The sequence below is a fragment of the Pseudomonas sp. gcc21 genome (genome assembly GCF_012844345.1).
In the GTDB taxonomy this organism is placed as follows: Bacteria; Pseudomonadota; Gammaproteobacteria; order Pseudomonadales; family Pseudomonadaceae; genus Halopseudomonas.
This window is the reverse complement of sequence record NZ_CP051625.1, coordinates 470,131-486,960: the sequence shown is the minus strand read 5'-3', so window position 1 is coordinate 486,960 and position 16,830 is coordinate 470,131. Positions and strand designations below refer to the sequence as shown.

Annotated in this window: 11 protein-coding genes; 5 read left to right on the top strand and 6 right to left on the bottom strand. The window is 58.4% G+C overall.

The genetic code is table 11. The annotated features are described in order from the left end of the window. Positions 1-65: 65 nt before the first annotated feature. Positions 66-770, top strand: coding sequence for a PaaI family thioesterase (locus HG264_RS02410; protein ID WP_169406162.1), 705 nt, complete (start codon positions 66-68; stop codon positions 768-770). A gap of 169 nt (positions 771-939) precedes the next feature. Beyond that, positions 940-2,181, top strand: a complete 1,242-nt coding sequence (locus HG264_RS02405) for a GAF domain-containing sensor histidine kinase (protein WP_306085230.1) — start codon at positions 940-942, stop codon at positions 2,179-2,181. A 367-nt stretch (positions 2,182-2,548) separates the two neighbouring features. Here HG264_RS02405 and HG264_RS02400 read toward each other — a convergent pair whose 3' ends face one another. Next, positions 2,549-3,610 carry an SDR family oxidoreductase gene (locus tag HG264_RS02400; protein ID WP_169406161.1) on the bottom strand — a complete coding sequence of 354 codons (1,062 nt, stop codon included), beginning with the start codon at positions 3,608-3,610 and terminating at the stop codon, positions 2,549-2,551. A gap of 240 nt (positions 3,611-3,850) precedes the next feature. Here HG264_RS02400 and HG264_RS02395 point away from each other — a divergent pair, with 240 nt between their 5' ends. After that, on the top strand, positions 3,851-4,654 hold the full coding sequence (locus tag HG264_RS02395; RefSeq protein WP_169406160.1) for an enoyl-CoA hydratase-related protein: 804 nt from the start codon (positions 3,851-3,853) through the stop codon (positions 4,652-4,654). A gap of 153 nt (positions 4,655-4,807) precedes the next feature. Here the strand turns inward: HG264_RS02395 and HG264_RS02390 are convergent, their stop codons facing one another. Together HG264_RS02390 and HG264_RS02385 are read right to left on the bottom strand one after the other, a co-directional pair. Next, positions 4,808-5,791, bottom strand: coding sequence for an alpha/beta fold hydrolase (locus tag HG264_RS02390; RefSeq protein WP_256663751.1), 984 nt, complete (start codon positions 5,789-5,791; stop codon positions 4,808-4,810). Between the two features lie 52 nt (positions 5,792-5,843). Further along, positions 5,844-6,539: a hypothetical protein gene (locus HG264_RS02385; protein ID WP_150300927.1), complete on the bottom strand. Its 696-nt coding sequence runs from the start codon at positions 6,537-6,539 to the stop codon at positions 5,844-5,846. A 256-nt stretch (positions 6,540-6,795) separates the two neighbouring features. Here HG264_RS02385 and HG264_RS02380 point away from each other — a divergent pair, with 256 nt between their 5' ends. Both HG264_RS02380 and HG264_RS02375 read left to right on the top strand, forming a co-directional pair. Beyond that, complete coding sequence (locus HG264_RS02380) at positions 6,796-10,962, top strand: CheR family methyltransferase (protein ID WP_169406159.1); 4,167 nt, start codon at positions 6,796-6,798, stop codon at positions 10,960-10,962. A gap of 14 nt (positions 10,963-10,976) precedes the next feature. Further along, on the top strand, positions 10,977-11,303 hold the full coding sequence (locus HG264_RS02375; RefSeq protein ID WP_169406158.1) for a thioredoxin family protein: 327 nt from the start codon (positions 10,977-10,979) through the stop codon (positions 11,301-11,303). Between the two features lie 36 nt (positions 11,304-11,339). Here the strand turns inward: HG264_RS02375 and HG264_RS02370 are convergent, their stop codons facing one another. The 3 genes from HG264_RS02370 to HG264_RS02360 all read right to left on the bottom strand — a co-directional run bounded on the left by HG264_RS02370 (position 11,340) and on the right by HG264_RS02360 (position 16,633). Next, positions 11,340-13,355: a U32 family peptidase gene (locus HG264_RS02370; RefSeq protein WP_169406157.1), complete on the bottom strand. Its 2,016-nt coding sequence runs from the start codon at positions 13,353-13,355 to the stop codon at positions 11,340-11,342. A 130-nt stretch (positions 13,356-13,485) separates the two neighbouring features. Then, positions 13,486-14,949 carry an alpha/beta hydrolase gene (locus HG264_RS02365; protein ID WP_169406156.1) on the bottom strand — a complete coding sequence of 488 codons (1,464 nt, stop codon included), beginning with the start codon at positions 14,947-14,949 and terminating at the stop codon, positions 13,486-13,488. Positions 14,950-15,193: 244 nt separating this feature from the next. Further along, positions 15,194-16,633, bottom strand: a complete 1,440-nt coding sequence (locus tag HG264_RS02360; protein WP_218573033.1) for an alpha/beta hydrolase — start codon at positions 16,631-16,633, stop codon at positions 15,194-15,196. Between the last annotated feature and the right edge of the window lie 197 nt (positions 16,634-16,830).

Sequence of the window (16,830 nt, the reverse complement as noted above, 5' to 3'; positions counted from 1 at the left end):
GATGATGCGAGTGGTGATCACTTCAGCAGGTACCATGACCTATCAACCCACTCAGCGGAGCGCCCATGAACAGCACCACTTTGAACATTGCCAACCGTTTCTGTGGCCCACCGAACAGCGGCAACGGAGGGTACGTCTGCGGTCTTGTGGCCAATCATATGCAGCAACCCAGCCAGGTTACGCTGCATGCGCCGCCGCCGCTGGATACTGATTTGCAGATTCATCCAAAGGGCGACGGGCTTGAGTTGAAACTCGGTGAGCAACTGCTGGCCAGCGCGCGTCCTTACACTTTTGATCTGGATATCCCTGCGCCGCCCTCGTTGCAGGAGGCCGAACAGGCGCAGGAGCGCTTTATCGGTTTCGGGCAGCACAATCTGCCCGGCTGCTTCGTCTGTGGCCCGAGCCGTGAGGCCGGAGACGGTCTACGCATTTTTACCGGCAGCGTGTGTGATCATCAAGGTCAGGTTGCCGCAGTCTGGACGCCCGCTGAAGACCTATGCGACGCCGACGGCCTTGTTGCCAGCGAATTTCTCTGGGCCGCACTGGATTGCCCCGGTTACTTCGCCGTGCAGCCTGTATCAGGGCCGGCGCTGCTAGGCCGCTTCAGCGCCCGTATCGAACAGCCGGTGCGTGCAGGCGAGGCCTTGATCGTCTCGGCATGGGCAATCAGCCACGACGGCCGCAAACATAACGCCGGCAGCGCTCTTTACCGCAGCAATGGGGAACGCGTCGCTCACGCCGAAGCGACCTGGATCAGTCTGAAGCGCTGAACGATCAGCCGGCGTGACGCGCGGTTCCGCACGCCGGCCTTAAGGTTTAATCCCTTGATGTTGCAGCTAATTTCCCAAACGGATCGCGCGATCTGCGAAGCTTCCACTGGTCACCAAAGCGTGATTTTCCTTGGGTAGATAGGCTTCTTTTGCTTAACATCCGGGGGAAATTCACATTTCCAACCACGGCTGTTTCGATGACCACACCGTTCGACCTCAACCGCGACGTAGCAAGAATCGCCAAGATAGATGCTGTCTCGCTTATCCTCAGCATGGTCAAACACACGACCGGGATGCTGTCGCCAGAGTCACCGATTCGCGATGGGTCGCCTGCGCGGTGGACGATTCGATCGACTTCGGCCTGGAACCCGGCGGAGAGCTGGAGCTCGAGACCACCATTTGCCATGAGATCCGCGATCACCGACGCCCGGTGATCTTCCGGCACGCCAGCAAGGACAACGTGTACTCGGTGCATCACACACCCAGGCTGTACCAGCTGGAAAGTTACGTATCCATCCCCATCATTACCGCTGACGATAAGTTCTTCGGCACCCTCTGCGCCATCGACAGCGTTCCGGCCGAGTTCGATGAGATGGCTGTGCTGAATACACTAGGCCTCTATGCCCAACTGATTGGTCTCCAGCTGGACATGCATGAAGCCCAGGAAAAGACCCAGGTTGCGCTGATCAATGAGGAAGAAACGGGCCGTCTGCGTGAGCAGTTTGTGGCTGTTCTAGGCCACGACCTTCGCTCGCCGCTCACCGCAATCGGCATGAGTTCCGAACTGCTGGAGGCCAAGCTGACCGGCGAACGCGAACGCGAGCTGGCGTCAGGCATAAAACAAAGCTCGAAGAGAATGAGTGCGCTCATTGAGGATGTACTGGATTTCTCCAACGGACGCCTTGGTGCCGGCATTCCTGTCACTCGCGCAGTAACCGGTGACCTGCTCCAGGCGCTCAATTCCGTCAGTGATGAAATCAAGGTCTCTCATCCGGAGGTGCTGATGAACTGCGATTTCTCGATTGCGCCCCAGAACTATTGCGATGCGAGCCGAATGGGACAGTTACTTTCGAATCTCATGATGAATGCCGTCACCCATGGCGCACCTGATTCCCCGATCAATGTCACTGCGGTGGCAGAGCGCGACGAGATTTCCCTGTCGGTAACCAATCAGGGCCCTGTTATTCCGCCAGAGCTGATGTCGCTGATGTTCCAACCCTTTACCCGACCCAAGGAGGGCGGTAGAGGCAAGGGTCTTGGCCTGGGTTTATATATTGCCTCCCAGATTGCTGCGGGACACGATGGCACCCTCTCCGTCTCCTCCACGCCGGAGGACGGCACCCGCTTCATGGCAAGAGTCCCCAATGTAGTCGAAACAGCAGCACTGCTCCCGTTCGGCGAGTCAGCCTAACCAGGCTGCCGCTGCCGGGGCATTCGGATGTGGTTTGTGAATGTGCCAACCGCTGTCTATGCGTCCGGATGCGTTCCGCGGTTTTGCCGAACCCTGTCGGCGCGCAGGCGCACGCCAACCCCAGGCAAATCCTCGCCGCTGCAGTCGAGGGGTGCAGTGCGCCTACCTGGGGGTGTAGCGCGCTTGCGCTACGCCGAGGCTCTGCCGTGACATCAACCCCTGTCCGGATGTGGTTTGTGGATGTGCCAACCGCTGTCTGTGCGTCCGGATGGGTTCCTCGATTTTGCCGAACCCTGTCGGCGCGCAAGCGCACGCCAACCCCAGGCAAACCATGGCCGGGGCAATAGAGGTGTGCAATGCGCTTGCCCTACGGGATCAGCCTGCGCTCGCGCAGCGTAGCGAATACATCAAAGAAGGCCTCGTCGCTGGCCTGATAGCCGGTGAATCCAAGCTTGCGGCTTTTAGACATGTCGGTCACCACCTCAATCGGCCGGCCAAGATCTGCATCGGTATGCCAGGGCGACACGAGTTTGGTGATGTCGGCTTCGACCAGCCCCTGTTTTGCCGCTACGTCTCGCCAAATGGCGGCATCGTTCGCCATTTGCTGCTCAAGTGGGAGAAGCGTGCCGTCGAAGGCAGCTGGCTGGATGTCGAACCATTCAGCGATGCGACTCCACATCCAGCTCCAGCGGAACACATCGCCGTTGACGATATTGAAGGCTTCATTTGCTGCAGCTGGCGTTGTAGAGGCCCAGACCATGTGCCTGGCCAGCTGCCTTGCATCGGTCATGTCCGTAAGGCTGTTCCATTGCACCTCCGACCCCGGAAAGCGAAACGGGCGGCCAGTCGCTTTGCAGATCGATGCATACACGGCCAGCGTCGTAGCCATATTCATTGCATTGCCCACCGCTACACCTGTGATGGTGTGCGGCCGGTGCACACTCCAGTTGAAGCCGTCCCGCTCGGCTGCGGCAAACAACTCGTCCTCCTGCGCATAGTAGAAATTTTCAACATCGAGCCGTCTCTGCTCCTCCCTGAACGGTGTCTGCGGCAGCGTGCCCTTGCCATAGGCCTCAAAGGGCCCGAGATAGTGCTTGAGCCCAGTGACCAGTGCGACATGGCGGACGGACGCTGCGGGTCGCAATGCATCGAGAACATTGCGGATCATCAGCGCATTGACGCGGATATTCTCCGCCTCGGTTGCCTGACGAGCCCAGGTCGTCAGGTAGACGTGGGTAGGCTCAAGACCCCTAACGGCTTCAGCAAGGGCTGATGGATCCAGCAAATCTGCGCTGATCGGCTGGACACCGGTTTCGTCCCGCGGCCGGCGGGCTAGCCCGGTCACGTGCCATTGCTGACCAGCGAGCTCGCGCGCCACGGCGCTCCCGGCTATGCCGCTTGAACCAACTACCAGAGCGCTACTGTTCATGATGTGCCTCGAAAAGGAATAGTCTGAGTACCCAGTGGATGCCCCATCCCTCCAACAGTTCCGCCAGAGACGTCAGGGTATTGTGCGCTTCGGTCGGGCGCCCGCGTATGCCGCACATGAACGAGCACGCAACCCGTTGGATTTATCATAAACAGAACCGCACCCTGGTTATCAGCGCGTCCCGCGACTCACCCGCCTCCGGTATCGTATTCGCATTGTTTACAACGACGGACCCAATTCATGGCTATTACTGCATCCAACGACTCCGTGCTCGCTGAACGCCGCGGCCCTACCCTCGTGCTTAGTCTAAACCGTCCGGACAAGCGCAATGCGCTGGAGACGGGCATGTATATCCAGATGGAGAGTCATCTCGAAGCGGCACTGGATAACCCGGAGATCGCTAACATTGTGCTGCGCGGAGAGGGCGATTTCTTCTGTTCGGGCGGTGACCTGCGCTCGCTGGAAACCCGTGCAGCGTTGCCCGTGGCGGAACGCGAAGGGCTGATTCAGCGACTGCATGATCTGGTACTCAAGCTGAAGTTCTTCCCCAAACCGGTGATCGCCGCGATAGAAGGAGGCGCAGCGGGCGCCGGGGCCTCGCTGGCCTTTGCGGCGGATCTGATTGTTGCAGCGCAGGGAAGTTACATATCGCTGGCGTATGTAAAGGCTGGCCTGGTACCGGATGGCGGTGGTTCTGCATTTCTCGCCACCGCCCTCCCCCATCAACTGGCAGCTGAAATTGCGTTGTTTGGTGGCAGGCTGCCAGTCGAGCGATTCGCTCAGGCAGGCGTAATCAACCGCATCGTCGCGCCGGGCAAGGCGTTGGAAACTGCTTTAGAGCTGGGCAATCAACTCGCCGAAGGTGCCCGCACCTCGCAGACTGCCATTTTGCAGCTGCTGGACGGCCCTGAAAGGGAGGTGTTCGAGCGCCAGCTTGAGCGCGAGAAACAGCTGATGGCGATCGCGCTGGGCGGAGCGGAAGCGGCGGAAGGTATCGCGGCCTTCAAGGAGAAGCGCGCACCGCAGTTTCCGCAACCTGATTGATTAAACTCCCCCGATGGCATGACTCCGACCGATTTCTTCCGCCAGTATCAACAGGGCGTCCGCGCTCCGAAGGTCAGCATCATCGGCTTCAAGAGTCTTTGCAGCAACCCGTTCGCCCAGGGGTCTCCTGAGCGGAACAGACTACGGGAACGCTTAGTCGAGCGTTGCCGTTTGTCCCAGAAAATCAATCAGCAGTCGGCTGACCTCTTGCGGCCGCTCCTGCTGCACCCAGTGCCCGGCGTTGTCGATCAGGTGTTTGCCCTGTAACCGGGGCACCGTGCTGTCCATGGCCTCGATGTCTTCTGCGGTTATCTTCAGCACGCCGTCCAGCGCGCCGGCGATATAGATCAGCGGCTGGGTGATGCGCGCGCCGTCCCAGAACGGCGTCTGTGCCCAGTTCCGATCCATGTTGCGATACCAGTTGATGCCGCCGCGGAAGCCGGAATGCTGGAAGTGGTCGATGAAGGTGTCCAGATCCGCTTCAGACAGCCAGCCGGGGAGCTCGTCGGCGGTTGTCAGGTTGTCGACAAGCCGGGTGTTCTTGTCGAAGAACACCATATTGGTCTTCGGTTGTGCCGTATTGATGCGCGATTCGGCCGCCCCGTCATACAGGATGCCCAGCAAACTGCGGCGTACGTCCGCGTCCAGCTCCGCTTCTGCCCGACCTGGCGTTTGGAAATACGTCTGATAAAAATGCGCTTTCTGCGAGGCCATTTCGTAACGTACCGCTGGCCTGATGGACTTGCGCTGCATGAACGGAACGCTCAGCAGCCCTACCCGCTTGAACATGTCTGGACGCAGCAACGCGGCGGCGGAGGTAACAATCGAGCCCATGTCATGTCCGACAATGGCGGCCTGCTCCTCCCCCAGTGCATTGACCAGCCCTACTACGTCGCCCACCAGATCGAAAATCCCGTAATCGCTGATTTCGAGAGGCGTTTCGGTATATCCGTATCCGCGCTGGTCGGGGGCAACCACCCGGTACCCTGCCTCAGCAAGCGCCGTAATCTGATGCCGCCAGGTATACCAGGTCTCCGGCCAGCCGTGCAGCAGGAGGACCAGCGGCCCCTCCCCATGCTCGACGTAATGCATGCGGATGCCATTGGTGTGAACGTAAGCATGCTTGAAAGATGTCAATATGCGCCCCCCGGTAAAATGACGACGATGAGCGAATGCCGGCCCTGCCCGGTTACGGCAGCTTACCCCGTCCGAGCTGCTGAACCTGTTCGACCCGTTGCCGTAACTGCGCTATGGCATCGACCATGTGCTGCTTGAGATCGGTATTGCGCTCATCCTGGACTTTCAGCATAGACGCTGACATATCGAGGGTTTGCAAGGGGGTGGACAGATCGTGAGCCAATCGACGCACCGCTTGGGTATGCGCCTCTCGCGCCGCCGTCGCCTGGGCGAGGCATATTTCCAGCAAGTCGACTCGCAGGCGTTGGGCGACGGCGATATCAGCGTCTGTCCAGCGTGTCTGATCGCCGGAGGACGCATCCTGCTTGCGGAACCAGAGCAGCCAGCCAGCCTCGCTGGGACTGAACCGCACAGCCAGTACGCTGCAGAATGTATCGTCCTCGCGCGCTTCGCGGCCTTCCGCCGCGCGCTGGATACAGACCTGTTCCTGATCGCCCGTGTCTAGCAGCGTTTCAGCCAATTGGAGAGCAAGATAATCAAGCTCTCCTGCGGTGCTGGCAGCCTCTCCGTTACGTGTTACCGCTGCGGCTTCGCACGGCAGGAGATTGGCAATGTTCAGGTCAGCTGCTGTCAGGGCTGCGAGAAGGTTGTCGTTCTGCCTCAGACGGTCGACCAATTGTCTGTACTGCGGAGATGTGTCGTGCACCCGCACGGCATTTACCAGGTTCACCTGAATCGCTTGTGCCATGAATTTTCCGATATCTATTGTTATGAGATCTGCGTTGCGGAGTGTAGCGCGAGATGATTGGTTAAGCTCAAAGCGTGCCCATATGCACAGCACAAGCGCAAGCACTCATGAATTGGAACTGACGGCTGGTCAGGTTAGAGTGTCTCGCTTTTCACCCAGTATGCAACCTGAGTGATTGTTTCAATGGAACGGCTCGGTTTCGCGAGTATCTGTATTCTAGGCAATCAGCTCAGCATCCAAGCAGCCAAGAGATCAAATGGATACTACATCCGCGCCACCGGCACCTTCGCAAGACGTATCGCAAGGGTCCACGACCAAACGCAGTCATTTGAATTTCCCAGTCGTTGGCATCGGCGCATCGGCTGGGGGACTGCAGGCGGTTTTGCGTTTTTTCGAGCACATGCCCAACGACAACGGCATGGCGTTTGTCATCATCATGCACCTCTCGCCGAACCATGAAAGCAACGCCGGCAAGATCATCCAGAATGTCACGAAAATGCCAGTAAGGCAGGTGACCGGGCCGGTACCGATCGAGAAGAATCATGTATATGTGATCTCGCCGGCACTGGATCTGACGATGCATGACGGGCATTTGCGCGTAAGCAAGCCAAAGCCCAAGCGTGGCGGCCAGATCGCCATTGATCTGTTCTTCCGGACGCTGGCTGATACACATCACGAACATGCGTTCTGTTTCGTACTGTCAGGAACGGGCAGTGACGGTGCGGTGGGTTTGTCGCGCATCAAGGAGCAAGGCGGAGTCACTTTGGCGCAACTGCCGGATGATGCGGAATACGACGATATGCCGCGCAGCGCCATCGCCACCGGAATGGTTGATCTGGTACTACCGGTCGCGGAGATGCCGCACAAGCTTCTCGAGCTCTGGCATAACTCCCGCCAGATAAAAATGCCGGCGGACCTCAGTGCTGAGGTGCGTGCACCCACCAACGAGGAAGAAGCGATTGCTGCCGAGCGCGCATTACGTGACATCCTTGCCCTGCTATACAGCCGCACCGGACATAACTTCAAGCATTACAAGCGGGCAACCGTGCTGCGGCGCGTAGAGCGACGTTTGCAGGTCAACACGCAGCCCGACCTGCAATCGTATCTGGGCTACCTGCAGGCGAACCCGCAGGAGGCTGACGCGCTGTTGGCCGATATGCTGATTGGCGTGACCAACTATTTCAGGGACCGCGAGGCTTTTGAAGCACTCGAACGGGACGTGATACCAGAGCTTTTCACAGATCAGAAAGCGCCTGCTCAGACCAGGAGCACCGAAATTCGCGTCTGGTCAGCCGGCTGTTCCACGGGAGAGGAAGCCTATTCGTTGGCGATGCTGCTGGCAGACCAGGCACGCATCGAGCAGAGTCCTGTCAAGTTGCAGATTTTCGCCACCGATATCGATGAGCGTGCCATCTCGATTGCCCGGGCGGGGGTCTATCCTGAATCCATTCTCACCGATATCGCGCCCTCTCGATTACGCGAACACTTCGTCAAGCATGACAATCGTTACCACGTCAAAAAAGAGCTTCGCGAAACGGTGTTATTCGCTCCCCACAGCCTGCTGCGGGATCCTCCGTTCTCCCGCCTGGACCTTATTACCTGCCGGAACCTGCTGATCTATCTTGACCGCGACGTTCAGGAGCACATCCTCAAGACGTTCCACTTTGCGCTCAAGCCCGGCGGCTATCTGTTTCTCGGCGGCTCCGAATCGGCCGACATGTGTTCCAGCCTGTTCAGCCCGGTCGACAAGAAGAACCGAATCTTCCGCGCACGCACTGATCAGGTGCCGAACCGCTCTATATCTGCGATGCCTGTCAACACGGCGGGAGTCACGCGCCCATCTGACGGGCGCAACGCGAGTGGCGAACAGCTGCGCAAACGATCCTACGCCGAAATCCATCAACGCGTATTGGAGGAGTACGCCCCGCCCAGCGTGATCGTTAATGCTGACGCTGAAATTGTGCATATGTCCGACAATGCAGGTCACTTCCTGCGCTACATAGGCGGCGAACCTTCACACAACCTGCTCTCGCTGATCAGGCCCGAACTGCGCGTCGAATTACGCACTGCTATTTTTCAGGCAGTCCAGTCCAGACGCAGTGTTGAAGCGCGCCGGGTGCGGTTGAAGCGCGACGGACGTGCTTTGTATGTCAACATGATTGCCCGCCCGTTTCGCGACGAGGATTCGGCTAGCGATTACATCCTGGTGCTTTTCGATGAAGTAGAAGACACCATGAGCCGCGAGAGCACCGAATCCCATGAGGAAACCAAGGACAGCGTGTTGTTGCAACTGGAAGCCGAATTGCAACGCACCCAGCTCGAACTTCAACACACCATCGAACAGTCGCGGGTATCTACCGAGGAGCTCAAGGCATCCAACGAAGAGCTGCAGGCCATCAACGAGGAGTTTCGCTCGGCGACTGAAGAGCTGGAGACCAGCAAGGAGGAGCTTCAGTCGATCAACGAAGAGCTGATCACGGTCAATCACGAGCTCAAGATAAAGGTTGAGGAAACCGACAAGATCAATGATGACCTGCAGAATCTGATTACCTCCACCGACATCGCCACGGTGTTCGTCGACAGGGGCATGCGGATCAAGTGGTTCACGCCGCGTGCCAAGGACCTGTTCAGCATGCTGCCGGTCGATGCCGGCCGACCGCTGATGGATATCACGCACCGCATGGATTATCCGGAACTGATGTCGGACGCGACCCAGGTATTCGAGTCGCTGCGACCGATAGAACGCGAAGTGCCGGCACAGGACGGCCGCTGTTATCTGGCGCGACTGCTGCCCTACCGCACCACTGAAGACCACATCGAAGGCGCGGTATTGACCTTCATTGATATCAGCGCTCGCCGCGCAGCAGAGCAGGAAGTGCGCCTGGGCGAGGAGCGTATGCGACTGGTAGCCGATAGCACCGAAGACTACGCCATCATCGTGCAGGATGCCGACGGGGTGATTACCAGCTGGAATAAAGCTGCCGAGCTGACCTTTGGCTACAGCCGGGACGAAGCCATCGGCAGTCATAGCAGTCGGCTGTTCGTGCCCGAAGATCAAGCTGCCGGCGTACCGGAGGATGAGCTACGCAGGGCCCGAGAAAGTGGCCGAGCGGAGGATGAACGCTGGCATATGCGCAAGGATGGCTCACGTTTCTATTGCAGTGGCGTAGTGACCGTACTGAACGGAGAAAGCTTTCAGGGCTACGTGAAGATCGCGCGCGACCTGACTGAACGACAGAAGCAACAGGATGAGCAGCAGGAGCAACTGGCTCAATCGCAGAACGCTATCCAGCTGAAGGATGAGTTCTTCGCAGTTATGTCACATGAGCTGAAGCATCCGCTGAACCTCATCCAGCTGAATGCGGAGCTGCTCGGCCGCTTGCCGGTCACCCGTACAATGCCGGTGGTTGGCAAGGCCGTGAGGACAATAAGCGACGCAGTGCGCAGCCAGGTGCGCAGCCAGGTGCGCATCATCGATGATCTGCTCGATGTGTCGCGGATCGCCACCGGCAAGCTGAACCTCCAGCGCGGTCCGGTGGATCTGGGCAAGATGCTCAGAGGTATCGCTGAAGTCGTCCAGGCCGATACCGAAGCAAATCCACTGGTGTTGGAGATTGACGATAAAGAAGAGCCCCTGGTGCTGCATGCCGACCCGCTCCGCGTTGAACAGATCATCTGGAATCTGATCAACAATGCGCTGAAGTTTTCCAATGCCAATGACGAAGTGCACGTCCGCGCCGTCCGGGAGCAGGGTCAGGCACGCCTCGACGTAATAGACAGTGGACATGGCATAGCGCCGGAATTTGTCGATAAGGTATTCGACCTCTTTGGTCAGGTTGAAACGCAGCACGCGCGTTTGCACAAGGAGGGGTTGGGCATCGGCTTGTCGCTGGTGCGCCAGCTGGCCGAGGCTCACGAAGGTGGGGTGCAGGTGCGCTCGGGAGGAATCGGAAAAGGCAGCCACTTCACCGTTTGGCTGCCCTTGTACACCGAAGAATCCATCGATTCGGTGGCGGAGCAAGCCTCCTGCTCCGAGGGCAGATTGAAGGGTATGCATGTCTTGCTGGTGGACGATGCGGCGGAAGTGGTCGAGGTCATGGGTATGCTGCTGAATGCCGAAGGCGCTCAGGTAAGCAGTTTCACCGATGCCTCGCAGGCGTTGCAGGCGGCAACCAAACGCCCTCATCATTTCGATCTGATCATGTCGGATATCGGTATGCCCGGCATGGATGGTCATGAACTGATCAGGGCCCTGCGGGCCATCCCCGGTTATGCCAGCGTACCGGCTATCGCACTGACGGGTTATGGCGGAAGCGAGGATGCGAAAAAGGCACTGGCCTCGGGTTTTGACCGGCATATGGGCAAGCCGGTCACCTATGATGGGCTGATGGATACCATAAGAGAGATCAAGCTCAAGCGCTGACAGGAGGATCAAGCATGGCGATGAATGATACCTACACAGACCAGGCACCTTCACGCGCTGAAGTCGATGCCCTTCAGGGCGCTACGGTCATAGAGTTTGGCACCGGATGGTGTGGCCATTGCAGCGCTGCGCAGCGGCATATTGCCTCGGCGTTTGCAGGACACCCCGACCTGCGTCACCTGAAGATCGAGGACGGGCCAGGCCGCAAGCTGGGCCGCTCGTTCAAGGTCAAGCTCTGGCCAACATTGATATTCATGAAGGATGGAGAAGAAATCGAGCGGCTGGTCAGGCCAACCGATGCAGAACCTATCCGCCAGGCGATGGACCGGATCGATCCATGACTGGCGTTAATACGGGCAGCGCTGTCAGCTAAGGGGTCAGCGCGGCGACCGGCGGATGGTCTTGAGCAAGTCTTCCGGCGTGATGGAACCAACTATGTTCCGTCCGCTACTTAAGTTCTGGCCACTGCCCGGCTGCGGCGCATTGAAAATATTGCTGCGCATCTTCCCGATCACGTGCATCTCGCAGGGTTTGCAGTCGAACTTCAATGTCAGCACATCGTCCCCGTGCACAAGCTGCATGGGGGCAACCTTGGTCCGTACGCCGGTCACGCCCTTGGCCTGCTTCGGGCATAGATTGAAAGAGAAACGCAGGCAGTGCTTGGTGATCATCACCGGCACCTCGCCGGGCTCTTCATGCGCCTCGTAGGCCGCATCAATCAACTCCACGCCATACCGCTGATAAAAGGCGCGTGCCTTATGGTTATAGACGTTGGCCAGGAAGGTCAGGTGCGACTGCGGATACACCGGCGGCGGGACACTCACCGGCTTGCGGCCGCCATGCGGGAACGCCTCAATGCGCGCTTCGCTCAACCGCTCGATCAGTTCGCGGCGCAAGGCTTTGAGCTGGGAGTTGGGCACGAAGGGCACAAAGTCACCGGCGATATCGACCTGCTCGGCGTGGTACTGGGTTGTGCCAAGTTGACCGAGCAAATCACGCAGTTGATCCAGCGCTCTCTCCTTCTGCTTGGCGGGCTCGAAGGGGCCGCTCAGCGCGCCCGAGACAACGACGCCCTCCTCGCTTATCGCGCTAAGCTTGAAGCTCTCCGCACCCAGTTCAACCTGCCAGCGCACACCGATACGGCGCTCTGCGGACACCTTCTGTAGTGCCTGTTGCCAGTTGTGATCCAGATTACGACTGAGGGTTTGCGGCAATCGGACACGACGCAGCGGTTCGGGCAATTCGTTCGGCTCGATGCGGTATTCCCAGCGCGGCTGGCCATCTTCCTCAAACTGCCGCAGCTGCTCTGCCACGTTGGCGCGGAAGCCGACCACCTCGCGCTTGACCATCACGTTCAAGCCGTCGCCATTGGACAGAGGGGTATCGGTTACCGCCAGCAAGTCATGCTTGCGCACCTGCTGCAGCTCGCCAACGACCAGACCGGTGAAGGTCGGCGAATCAAAGGCGCCGATATCAATCTTGCGATCAGTAACAAAGTAATCGGTGCTGCCGCGGTGGAAGGTCTTGTCCGGATCAGGCACGAAGAAGTGCTCGGTACGGCCACTGGATGCCCGCGCCAGATCAGGGCGCTGCTCAAGGATGGCGTCCAGCTGCTGCCGATACCAGGCGGTGATGTTCTTCACATAGCCCATATCCTTGTAGCGCCCTTCTATCTTGAAGGAACGAATGCCGGCGTTGACCAACGCATCAAGGTTGGCGGACTGGTTGTTGTCCTTCATGGACAGCAGATGTTTTTCGTAGGCGATCACCCCGCCGCTTTCATCTTTCAGGGTGTAGGGCAGCCGGCAGGCCTGGGAACAGTCACCCCGGTTGGCGCTGCGGCCGGTCTGCGCATGCGAAATATTACACTGACCGGAAAACGCCACACATAACGCGCCGTGAATGAAGAATTCGAGGGTTGAATCCACCTGCTGATGGATCGCCCTGATTTCCTGCAGGTTGAGTTCGCGGGCCAGCACCAGCTGCGAGAACCCCGCCTTGTCCAGGAACTGCGCCTTGTCCAGGCTGCGGATATCACACTGGGTGCTGGCATGGATCTCGATGGGCGGGATGTCCATTTCCATAACGCCCATGTCCTGGATAATCAGCGCATCCACGCCCGCATCGTACAGCTGATGAATCAACTGCCGTGCCGGCTCCAGCTCATCGTCGTGCAGGATGGTATTGAGCGTAACGAAGATACGCACATGGAACAGCTTGGCGAAGCGCACCAGCTCGGCGATATCAGCCAGGCTGTTCTCGGCATTATGCCGCGCACCGAAGCTCGGGCCACCGATATACACCGCATCAGCGCCATGCAGGATCGCCTCACGGGCAATGGCCACATCCCGGGCCGGGCTGAGGAGTTCGAGGTGATGCTTGGGAAGGGACATGGCAGGCTACCGCGCTACGGGAAAGCCGGCAATTGTAGCTGGGTTGGGTGCTTGCTGCACGGTTGGGCGATCGTTGGGGTGCCAGCGCGAAACAACCATGGCGGGGTTACCGCCATGGTGGTCAGTTTGGTTACGGGGTGCAGGCGGGCAGATCATCTCTCGTTGTGATATTCAACTCTGCCGGGAATGCCCGAGTGAAGGTACAGCCATAGTCTGGATCTGCCACCACATCGGGATCCAATACCTCATCACCGGCAGGCTTGCTCCCACCATTCACCCAGGCCAGCCAATCGGTCATCGCTTCGACCATCTCACCCGGGGAAAAATCACAATGCCCTGGAGCGCGAATGGCTCGTTGTACCAACAGGTCCGCGTTACCATTTTCCTCGGCTCCCTGACGGTACAGTTGCTGATGACGGAAGGGTACGTAAAAGTCGCCCAAGGTATGCATGGTCAGCACGGGGACATCGAAGTCACCGTTGACCAGAGGGATCCAGCGCACTCCATCATTACGCAGCGGGTTTGCGTCGGGGTCGGCACTGACCCGGGTTATACGCTCGTTGAACTCGAGTTCTTCGGCGTCCGGCTGTGGACCGGTGGTCCAGCGGTATACCTGATCCTCATTGCCGTAGCCGTTGCGTGCCAGGATCCCATTGATATCACCACCGGAGCCACCCGTGCCAAGCACTGCTCCCTGCCACATGTCCACCTTGAAACCTTCTTCGAAAATAGGGCGCGGTCCGCCGGTCAGATTGAGCGCGATTGCTTTCAGCCTCTCGCCCGCCTGATTTCGCGGTACCCAGGTCGGGCCATCTGCGTCGACCTCGAACAACGTCCCAATCATCTGAGGCAATAAACTCTGGAATTCAGAATAATCCCTGTCTCCAAACCCGCTTAATTCCATCATGGCCCTTGGATAATCACCCAGCCACTGGAACTGATTCTGCTCGGCCTGGCAGAAAGGAGCGGCGCCTGCATAAGGAACTTTGTGTTGCGTGCGCTCCATGTTCTCTCGATCCACTGCGGCGGCGGCGGTATGCCCTCCCAGAGATACCCCTGAGATCAGAAACTGCTTCGGTTCTTCCAACTGGTCACCGTGGTCATACTGGACATAATCCATCACGTTTAATGCCAGCTTGTTGGTATCCTCAATACCTGCGCGCACATCGTAGTAGTTGGCGGAATAAGACGAAGATGCCCAAGCATAACCGTGACTCAGCACGACCATTCGCCAAGGCAAGGGCGGCTCTACTGTAGGGAGTTCATCGCCCTCGCCACCGTAACCACGAGTCCACATAACGAGCCCGCGACCATCCCAGTTTTTAGGCACTTCCAGGGCGTACGACGCCTCCCCTTGCAAGCCATCGTATTGACCAAAATAGATGCTCTCGGCTAGAGGAAGCTTGTCAAACGGCTTATCTACCGCTTCAAAGGAGCGCTCATCATGCTCCCGTGTTACTTCGGGGGTTCCCTGTCCTGGGGCTGGGGATGTGGGCTTATCAGAACTTCCACCGCCACTGCTTAGACAACCGCTCAGCACAATCGCTGAAAGTGCCATGGGCACGGCGGCCGAGTACCAATGTTGAGTGCGCAAGGTAAACCTCCATTGTTCTTTTTTTAGTTTTGTTTTTCGCGGGCATCTGAGCCCAGCGCATTCCGAAGAATAGCCAAGTATCAGGCGGAATGCTTCGGCATCACTGCAATTGATAGTTGCACCACCGCCTGGACGATTATCGGGCCTTGTACGTGAAGAAGAAGCAGGAGAAGTAGCGGCCACGTTCAGGTCGCTGGAATGACCATGGCGGGGTTACCGCCATGGTCGGCTGGTTCAGTCTGGATCAGTTAAGGGAGGAACAGGCCGCCAAGCCCGCCCGTTCACCGACAGTAAAATTGCAACCGTAGTCCTCGTCCGCAACGACCGCTGGATCGAGCACTTCGTCCCCTTCTGGCTTGGGTCCACCGTTGACCCACGCCAGCCATTCAGTGACCAGCGCGCGGTATTCGCCGGCGGAGAAGTCGCAATGACCTGGCGCACGAATCGCGCGTTGAACCAGCAAGTCAGCATTGCCATTCTCCTGGGCTCGCTCGCGGTAAAGCTGCTGGTGGCGGAAAGGCACGTAGAAATCGCCCAGGGTATGCATGGTCATCACCGGTATATCGAAGTCACCGTTGACCAATGGAATCCAGCGCACACCGTCGTCGCGCAGCGGGTTGGCATCCGGATCGGCGCTTACGCGGGCGATACGTTCGTTGAACTCCACTTCTTCAGCGGTCGGCTCCGGATCGTTAGTCCAGCGATATACCTGGTCTTCGTTGCCGTAGCCATTGCTGGCAAGGATGCCGTTTACGTCCCCTGTCCTTCCGCCCGTAGCAAGCACCACGTTGTGATAGGGACTGGCAAACCCGTACTCAAAATAAGGACGTTCACCGCCGGTAAGGTTTTGCGCTATCGCCATCAACCTTTCGCCCTCCGGCCCCCGGGGCTCCAACCACTTGGGCGTAGTGCCGTCCATTTCGAAAAGCGTGCTGACCATTTGCGGTAGCAGGTCCTGAAACTCTGAATAGTCTCTGTCCCCAAACCCGCTCAGCTCCATCATTACCCGGGGGTAATCGCCCAGCCACTGGAACTGATTCTGCTCTGCCTGGCATAGCGGCGCAGCGCCAGCGTAGTCGACCTTGAACTGCGTCCGCTCCATGTTCTCCCGGTCCACAGCTGCAGCGGCAATATGACCACCCAGGGACGCACCGGAGATCAGATATTGGCTGGGCGTCGCAAACCTCTCACCATAATCGCGTTCGACATAGTCGATAACATTCAGCGCCAGCTTGTTGGTGTCCTCGATACCCGCCCGGGCATCGTACCAGTTGGCTGAGTAGGAAGAGGCTGCCCAGGCGTAGCCTGCGTCGAGTACAGCCTGACGCCACGCCAGACCGGGTCTTGAGAGGCTCAGCTCCAGGTTTTCACCCCCGTAGCCCCGCGTCCACATGATCAGACCATCGCCATCCCAGCCTTCGGGCACCTCGAAGGTGTATAGCGCATCACCTTGCAAGCCTTCATATCTGCCAAAATAGATAGCCGCATCGTCAAGCGCCGCCGGGAGTTCCGATTGCTCAGGCAGCTCAGCTGTAAAGGCGCGCTTGTCATGCTCCCGCACTTGAGGAGGAGCAGGCGTGGCCGGTGTATCAGAGTCACTATCGTCGTCGCTCAGACAACCGCTTAATACGATTGCCGACAATGCCATGGGCACGGCGGCTGAATACCATTGATGAATGCGCAAGGTACACCTCTCATTGTTTCTTTTATTGTTCTTCCCCAGGCATGTAAGTCCGGGGCTTTTGAAGAATAGGCAAGCCCTTGGAAATGCGCGCTTCCATCACCATGATTGATAATCCCACCCCTGCCAGAACAATCATCCGGACTCCATAGTCAACACTGCCAATCTGCCCGCCCATTACAGGTTGTGCCGACTGACTC